This window comes from Micromonospora sp. DT4, from assembly GCF_049841675.1.
Lineage (GTDB): Bacteria > Actinomycetota > Actinomycetes > Mycobacteriales > Micromonosporaceae > Micromonospora.
This window is the reverse complement of sequence record NZ_JBNCKT010000307.1, coordinates 1-1,009: the sequence shown is the minus strand read 5'-3', so window position 1 is coordinate 1,009 and position 1,009 is coordinate 1. Positions and strand designations below refer to the sequence as shown.

The 1,009-nt window shown below is 66.0% G+C and carries 1 protein-coding gene; it reads right to left on the bottom strand.

Annotation, left to right across the window (positions count from 1 at the left end; genetic code table 11):
• A partial coding sequence (locus ACLQ24_RS29805) for an IS630 family transposase (RefSeq protein WP_425895067.1) occupies positions 1 to 1,002 on the bottom strand: 1,002 nt, incomplete at its 3' end.
• Between the last annotated feature and the right edge of the window lie 7 nt (positions 1,003 to 1,009).

The window sequence follows — 1,009 nt, the reverse complement described above, 5'->3', positions numbered from 1 at the left end:
GGCTTTCACGATGTTGGGTTGGTTCTGCCTGCGGCGCAGGTGTGATGCGGCTGCGGCGGCGAGTTCGGTCGGGTTGGCGGGGTTGGCTTGTGCCACATGGTGTTTGAGGTCGCTGTTGAGTAGTTCTACGGGATTCAACTCGGGTGCGTAGCCGGGTAGGAAGTGCATCTCAATGTGGTCAACGCGTTCGGAGAGCCAGTCGCGGACGGTGGCTCTGCGGTGTACGGGGTGCCCGTCGACGATGAGGTGGATCTTCCGGTCGAGTTGGCGGACCAGCCGGTCCAGCCAGGTCAGGAAGACCGGGCCGGTGAACGTGCCGTGGTAGCAGGTGAAGTACAGCTCGCCCTTGTTGCTGATCGCGGCCATCACGTTGACGCCGAAGCGTTTACCGGTCTTGGCGACTACGGGGGTCTGCCCGACCGGCGCCCAGGTGGTGCCGACCGCGGCGTCGGAGCGCAGTCCGGTCTGGTCCAGCCACAAGATGATGGCCTTGTCCTTACGCGCCCGAGCCTCAATCGCCGGATACTCCACCTCCAGCCACCGGGCTACCGCCTCGGGGTTCTGCTCGTAAGCCCGACGGACCGGCTTCTGCGGCGACAGCCCCCACGAGCGCAGGTACTTGCCGATGGTCACCAGCGACAGGCCGATACCGAACCAGTCACGGATCAGTTGGCGTACCTGCGGGCGGGTCCACACCAGGCCGGGCAACGCGACCTGGTCGGGGTTCTTGTGCAGCACCGCCCGCCGTATACGAGCCTGCTGGCGCGGGTCGAGAGCCTTCTGCTCGCCGGGACGCCGGCCCCGCTTACCGGCCTTGAGCGCCTGGTTTCCCTTACGATCAAAGGCGTTGACCCACCGCCACACCGTCTTCGGCGAAACACCGAACACTGTGGCCACCGCAGCCTGGGTATGCCCGGCCTTGACCGCAGCTACCGCCCGACGACGCAGATCCTCTTGCGCCGCCGGGGAAAGCCGCCGCGCATCACGTACCGCAACACCCATACACGGA